Annotated in this window: 5 protein-coding genes and 1 riboswitch; of the genes, 2 read left to right on the forward strand and 3 right to left on the reverse strand. The window is 41.7% G+C overall.

The window, feature by feature from the left end; all coding sequences use genetic code 11:
• From OGM63_RS09705 to thiC, 3 genes are all read right to left on the reverse strand, one after another.
• The coding region (locus tag OGM63_RS09705; RefSeq protein WP_263745309.1) for a CHASE3 domain-containing protein at nt 1-2,453 on the reverse strand (2,453 nt) is incomplete at its 3' end.
• A gap of 514 nt (nt 2,454-2,967) precedes the next feature.
• Nucleotides 2,968-3,099 (reverse strand): hypothetical protein, encoded by a 132-nt coding sequence (locus tag OGM63_RS09710; protein ID WP_263745310.1) that lies wholly within the window; start codon nt 3,097-3,099, stop codon nt 2,968-2,970.
• Between the two features lie 653 nt (nt 3,100-3,752).
• The gene (thiC, locus tag OGM63_RS09715) at nt 3,753-5,126 is read right to left on the reverse strand and encodes a phosphomethylpyrimidine synthase (protein ID WP_263745311.1); all 1,374 of its coding nucleotides are present in this window, start codon (nt 5,124-5,126) and stop codon (nt 3,753-3,755) included.
• 7 nt (nt 5,127-5,133) lie between these two features.
• Nucleotides 5,134-5,230: riboswitch (TPP riboswitch) on the reverse strand.
• Nucleotides 5,231-5,472: 242 nt separating this feature from the next.
• Here thiC and OGM63_RS09720 point away from each other — a divergent pair.
• Nucleotides 5,473-6,075, forward strand: coding sequence for a pseudouridine synthase (locus tag OGM63_RS09720; protein ID WP_263745312.1), 603 nt, complete (start codon nt 5,473-5,475; stop codon nt 6,073-6,075).
• A 102-nt stretch (nt 6,076-6,177) separates the two neighbouring features.
• Nucleotides 6,178-6,813 carry a sensor histidine kinase gene (locus tag OGM63_RS09725; protein ID WP_263745313.1) on the forward strand — a complete coding sequence of 212 codons (636 nt, stop codon included), beginning with the start codon at nt 6,178-6,180 and terminating at the stop codon, nt 6,811-6,813.
• Nucleotides 6,814-6,829 lie beyond the last annotated feature (16 nt).

Raw genomic sequence — 6,829 nt, forward strand, 5'->3', positions numbered from 1 at the left:
GGGAAAGAAGAATTGTTCTGTTTGTCCCCTTGTCCTCCTTGTCTCCCTTGTCCTCCTTGTCTCCCTTGTCCTCCTTGTCCCCCTTGTCCCCCTTGTCCCCCTTGTCCCCTCACCGACGATGCAGAGTATGTCTGAGGTAGGTACAGAGTAAAGGTGCTACCTTGATTAAGTTGACTGACTAAGCGAATTTCACCACCTAACAATTGGGCAATTTGTCGGCTGATAGATAAGCCTAAACCTGTACCACCGTATTTACGGCTAGTTGTGCCGTCTGCTTGTTGAAAAGCTTCAAAAATCACCTGCTGTTTTTCTGGGGAAATGCCAATACCAGTATCGCTGACTGCAAAGGCTAGAGCACATTCAGCACTATTAAGACTTTGTTGGTCGCGACTCCAGCCTTCGGTGACAACCGACACGCGTAAACTTACCTGACCTTGTTCTGTAAATTTAAACGCATTTGCCAACAAGTTACTTAGTAACTGTTGAAGACGTTTTGCATCTGTGTAGATAGCAGGGGGTAGTTGTTCATCAAAGTGAACGCGAAAATCTAGTTTTTTATTTTCAGCAAGAGAACGAAAAGTCCATTCTACATATCTTTGCAATTCGCTGAAAAAAGTTTCTTTTACTTCTACTTCGATTGTTCCAGACTCGATTTTTGCTAAATCGAGAATTTCATTAATTAGTGATAGCAAATCGTTGCCGGCAGAGTAGATAGTTTGGCTATATTCCAGCTGCTTTTGTGTCAAATTTCCTTCATTGTTATTAGATAATACTTGAGCTAATATGAGTAAGCTATTTAATGGAGTTCTTAACTCGTGGGACATGTTCGCTAAAAATTGCGACTTATATTTAGAAGTTGTGGTTAATTGTGAGGCTTTTTCTTCTAAATTTAAGCGTGCTTGCTCTAATTCGCGATTTTTGTATTCTACTTCCTGCTTTTGTTGAGCTAGCAACTCGGTATTTTCTTCTAATTCTTCATTTAGTTGTTGTAACTCTTCGTAGCTTTGTTGTAAATCTTGCTGTTGCTGTCGCAATAATTTATCGGATTTTTGTAATATTTCTGTTTGTTGCTCCAAGCGTTGATTAGTTTCTACCAGTTCTTCTTGCTGGCTTCTTAACTCTTCGGTAAGCGATCGCGAAGAGTCAAGTAATTCTTCGGTGCGTTGATATGCAACAATATTATCGAGGACGATACCAATACTTTCGCTGAGTTGGTCGAGAAAAGTTAGATGAATATCACTAAAGCGCTCGAATGAAGCTAGTTCAATCACAGCTAATACTCGCTCTTCATACACAGCAGGTAAAACAATAATATTCATCGGGGTTGCTTCCCCCAGCCCAGAATTGATTTTAATATAGTCGGAAGGTACGGATGTTAGCAAAATTCGCTGTTTCTCTAAAGCGCATTGTCCTACCAAACCTTCACCCAATTGAAAGTGGTTTGCTAAATGCTTGCGTTCTCGGTAAGCGTAAGTTCCCAAAAGCCTTAAACTTGGCTGATTATGGTGTGTTTTCATCAAATAAAATACACCGTGATGAGCCGAGACTAAAGGAGCGAGTTCTTTGAGGATAAGTTGAGAAACAGCCTTTAAGTTTCGTTGTCCTTGCAAAATTCGGCTGAATTTCGCTAAGTTAGTTTTTAACCAGTCTTGCTCTGCTGTTTGGTGATTTGTTGAGCGCAAGTTGGCAATCATTTTGTTAAATGTCTGTGCCAAAATACCAATTTCGTCGCGACGATTGTCAGTAGGTATACTCGTGTCTAAATCTCCCGCAGCAATTTTTTCGGCAACACTAGAGACTTCCTCAAGCGGTCGAGAAATGTTGCGATTGAGAAAAAAACCGATTAATGTCAGAAGAAGCAAATAAAGCGGAATACCAAAGGCAATACTATAATTCATTTGCCTCGCTGCTTCATTAGATGCTGCTGAACGCAGTTTCAATAACCTCAATTCTTCGTTTTCGAGCTCGGAAACGACACGGCGGATATCATTCATCATAATCATACCTTTGCCACTGCCATTAACAATTGCTTGAGAAACGCCTGCTGATCCTTGATTACGACGAATCTCAATCACCTCCTTTAGTCTGGTGATTCTTTTTTGTGTGAGAGATTCTACAATATCAAGTCGTCGCTGTTGGCTGGGATTATCTGCGGTCAATTTCCGTAGTTCAGCAATTTTTTGATCAATTACGGGAACCGCTGCATTATAAGGTTGCAAGTAATCTTCCGACCCAGTAATCAAATAACCGCGCTGTCCAGTTTCCGCATCCTTAAGCGTAGAAAGAAAGTTTTCCAGGCTTGTCAGTACTTGGTAAGTGTGACTTTGCCAGTGACTAGTATTTATCGTTTCTGTAGCGCTTCGGTAAATAAGTAGACCAATGACTGTAAAAGATACCAGACTTAGTGCGAAACTTGCTCCTATTTTAGTACTAATTTTCAAATTTTTTAACATTATCTGGCATCTCGTGGCGAATGGAGAATTGGTAATTGGGAATAGGGAGGTGGAAATAAAAATAATTAGCAATTAGCAATTAAACCTGGTTTATGTTGAAACCTGGAGTTTGTAATTATTCAGATGAATTAATTGCGATCGCTTCCAAGTAATCTCAAAGTATTGGCAGAAAACTACGGTTTTCAAGGTAGACAAGGTTTAGCAACTACCAATTTTCCATTACCGATATAGCCAAATTCTCAGTAGTGAGAGCAGTTGCTTGCGCCGGCAAAAATGAATTTTTCGCGATCGCCTTTTATTGCTTTTGCAGTTAAAGCGATATTGGAAAATTTGGAAATTCATTTAATCGTCGAATAACTTGCATTGTTTCCTAACCGTCTATTTCTAGCATCATCCTAATCTTAATATCGGGTTTATTTTGCAACATACATATTTATGCCGTCTCTGCCATTTTCAGCAGAATACTTGCATTTTGTGACGTTTTTATTGACAATGCGGGCAGTTTGAGCACAACTCACTTTGCTCCCAATCTACCTTCAGTTTCTGTGGCGATCGCTTGAAATAAATCTCCATTTGCCACCCCTCGAATTACCCGCATTCTATCATTAACAACTAAAATACGTTGAATTTGTGAATCAGATAGCACATTTAAATTTTTCATTATATTAATAATTAACTAACCACTTAACTCCAGTGTGTTAGCTGCGAGTATTTAAAGGCTTCTCCCTAAGGGGGGATTTATGGGAGATGTGGCATCGGGGAAAAGCAGATATTACTACTCAAATGGTGCTCAGTTTCACAGTGATGCTACAAATAACTTTTGCTCGTGGTTAACAGCGAAGGCAAGGCAAGCCTTAATATCCTCAGACTTTAGTTCTGAGAAGTCTTCCAAAATTTATGCTTCCGTCCAAGCGTAGAAATCTGTTTCGTAGAGACTAGGCATTTTAATTGTTAATGAACTCGCTCCAACTACATTAACAATAATTGTCAGGAAATAGTTTTTTTTGGGATTAGACAACCTATTTGAAAATTAAATATGTGTTATCCACAATCCTTGTAGAGACGTAGCAATGCTACGTCTCTACATTCATTTTCAAATAGGTTGTCTATTAAATTATAGCTAAATATTTACATGCAGGATTTCGTACCGCAACAAAAATAGTAGGGTGGGCAATGCCCACCCCATATTATACTAGCCGACGAAGGTAAGCTCTGTTCGTGTAGGTGAGGCAACGCGTTGCGGAGGTTTTCTCCGTTGGGTGCGACTGCCGTCCAGACTTACAATCTGAAGGCTATTAATTAACCCTGCGATACAGGCTCTTTCGCCAAAAACTTCTCTAATTCTATCAACGCATCCGCATCAACTTTAGTTTGCATTGGGCAGAATTTAGGACCGCACATCGAGCAAAACTCAGCAGTTTTGTAAATATCTGCTGGTAAAGTTTCGTCGTGATATTCCTTAGCTCTTTCCGGGTCGAGTGATAATTCAAACTGACGATTCCAGTCGAAGTTATAACGAGCGTGGGAGAGTTCGTCGTCTCTATCTCTGGCACCTGTTCTATGTCTGGCAATATCTGCTGCGTGTGCCGCAATTTTGTAAGCAATCAAACCGTTACGTACATCTTCGGCATTGGGAAGTCCTAAATGTTCTTTGGGTGTTACGTAACACAGCATCGCTGTACCATGCCAACCAGCCAGAGCAGCACCGATCGCTGAAGTAATATGGTCATAACCCGGAGCAATATCTGTCACCAATGGTCCCAGCACGTAGAAAGGTGCTTCCGAACACTCTTCCATCTGCTTTTTGACGTTGAATTCAATTTGATCCATCGGCACATGTCCAGGACCTTCTACCATCACCTGAACATTATGTTCCCACGCTTTGCGGGTCAATTGTCCCAGAGTTTTCAATTCAGACAATTGTGCTTCATCTGAGCCATCATGGATGCAGCCTGGACGGAGGGAATCACCCAAGCTGAAGGATACATCGTATCTTTTGAAAATCTCAATGATGTCACCGAAATGGGTATAAAGCGGGTTTTGCTTATGGTGATGCAACATCCACCGTGCCATAATACCGCCGCCGCGAGAGACAATGCCAGTGATGCGGTTTTTCACTAAGGGCAAGTATTCAATCAAAATCCCCGCGTGGATAGTCATGTAATCGACACCCTGTTGGGCATGTTTCTCAATAATATGGAGAAAATCATCTGGTGTCAGCTTTTCGATGTTGCCGTGGATGCTTTCTAGTGCTTGATATAAGGGTACTGTACCAATTGGCACTGGTGAGGCGTTGATGATTGCGGTGCGAATTTCATCTAAATTTCCACCACCAGTAGACAAATCCATCACCGTATCAGCGCCATACTTGACCGCTAATTTTAGCTTATCTACTTCTTCCTGAAGATTGGAAGAATTCGGGGAAGCGCCGATATTGGCATTTACCTTACATTTAGAGGCGATACCGATCGCCATTGGCTCTAAGTTAGTGTGATTAATATTCGCGGGAATAATCATCCGTCCCCGCGCTACTTCGTCTCTAATTAGCTCGTCGGGGAGGTTTTCCCGTTGAGCGACATAATGCATTTCTTCAGTGATAACACCCTGGCGTGCGTAGTGGATTTGCGTGACATTATCTTGTCCCTGGCGTTTAGCAACCCATTGAGTCCGCATATTGAATTCCCTTGATAAACAGCTTCCCTCCGCTGGTATTACCCAGACTCAGGTCTTAAGAGTGTGTTCTCAGCCTGAAAATGCAGGCACCCCTAGCATGGAAATCGATTCTAGCACTTTCGTTGTGGATGGGCGCAAGTAAGTTAACAAATCCTGAAGATGTGTTTCGTCTTTGACCTCTCCCCGCAGCTATTGCCGAGGGGATTCTAATCGGGCTTTGTTATGTTTAAAATAATTATCGTTACCTAAATTTAAAAGCGCAGCCTAGCAAGATTTTAGCCCGCGCAGGCGGGCTTTGTACGCACAACGCTTCAGGCTTCTAGACTGCATCTGTATTTTGAAAATAATGAATGACGATCGCTATATCATTTTCTATAAACCATACGGTGTTCTCAGCCAGTTTACAAAAGATAGCCCTAACCGTAGCACCCTCAAAGATTACATCCAAGTGGCTGATGTGTACCCTGTCGGGCGTTTAGACTGGGATAGTGAAGGATTATTATTATTGACAAATAACGGACAATTGCAACATCGCCTTTCTCATCCTCAATTTGGACATGAAAGGACTTATTTAGTACAGGTAGAGCGAATTCCCGATGCAGATGCTTTGCAGAAGTTGCAAACAGGGGTACAAGTTCAAGATTACCGGACTCGACCGACAAAAGTACGACTTTTAGCAGAAGAACCGTTGTTAAGCGATCGCGATCCACCGATAAGATTTAGAAAAAATGTCCCCACAGCGTGGCTAGAAATGACTTTGACAGAGGGGAAAAACCGCCAAGTCAGAAGGATGACAGCAGCTGTAGGCTTTCCTACCTTGCGACTGGTGAGGATAGCGATCGCCCACTTAAAATTAGATCATTTACAACCAGGAGAGTGGCGTAAACTTACCCTAGAAGAAGTCAAATTGTTGCATATTTTGACGAAATCACAGAAAAAAGCAAATTAACAGAAGTTGCTCTTCAAGAAACTCAAGAAGCTGCACAACCGAAATTTGATGAAATTGAAAGCCTCAATCGTCTGAAGGATGAATTTCTCAGTACAGTTTCCCATGAACTACGCACGCCACGTTCCTAACATGAAAATGGCGATTCAGATGCTGGGAATCTCACTGAATAAAGAGCAAAACTTTTTGTTGGAAATGGAGAAGCCACAAACAGAACGCTCAAAAGCAGCTTGCTACTTTCAAATTTTAGACAACGAGTGCGATCGCCAAATTAACCTAATTAATAATTTCCTGGATTTGCAAAAGCTCGATACCAACCCGAAACCGTTGGTGTTGGAAACAATTCAAGTACAGCAATTTTTAATCGAACTGCTCACCAACGCTTGTAAATTCAGCCCACCAGAAGCACACATTACCCTCAGTGCTCAATTAAAATCAAAAGAAATTCAATTCCAAGTAATTAATACTGGTGTGGAAATTCCCACCACAGAAATACCACTTATTTTTCACAAATTTTATCGCATTCCCACCAAAGATCCTTGGAAGCAAGGAGGAACCCGATTAGGATTGGCACTAGTACAAAAACTCACCCTTTCCCTTGGATGCACAATCGAGGTTGAAAGTCAATCAAACCGCACCTGTTTTACCATCCTACTACCACTCTCAGGGATGAGGGGGATGGGGAGATGGGGAGAGTTCTTGGGATGGGGGGAAAGAAAAATTATTCTCCTTGTTTCCTAGTCTCCCACTCCCCCAC

This window comes from Plectonema radiosum NIES-515, from assembly GCF_025753815.1.
Taxonomy (GTDB): domain Bacteria; phylum Cyanobacteriota; class Cyanobacteriia; order Cyanobacteriales; family Nostocaceae; genus Hassallia; species Hassallia radiosum_A.